General features: G+C 71.8%; 1 pseudogene. It reads right to left on the reverse strand.

The features are described 5' to 3' along the window. Nucleotides 1-259: pseudogene (locus IH44_RS42220) on the reverse strand (hypothetical protein); the annotation flags it as partial.

Here is a 259-nt window from a genome sequence, read left to right on the forward strand (position 1 = left end):
GTGGTGGACTTCGCTCCAGACGATCTCGCGGGCGACGCCGTTGTTGCGGAAGGCGGGGGAGTAGCTGTGTCCCCAGCGGTCGCCGAGGGCGAGTGCGGCCAGGACGGCCGGGGGGTCGTCGGGTCCGTCGGGCCGGATGATGGAGAGTTCGATCCGGAACCCGTCGGCGATGGTGGTCAGCCGGGCCTCCCCGCCGCCGCCGGCCCGGGAGAGCTGCTCGGCGATCTCCCAAGTCCGTTGCCGTAACGCGTCGTTCACG

The organism is Kitasatospora sp. NRRL B-11411, from assembly GCF_000721345.1.
In the GTDB taxonomy this organism is placed as follows: domain Bacteria; phylum Actinomycetota; class Actinomycetes; order Streptomycetales; family Streptomycetaceae; genus Kitasatospora; species Kitasatospora cineracea.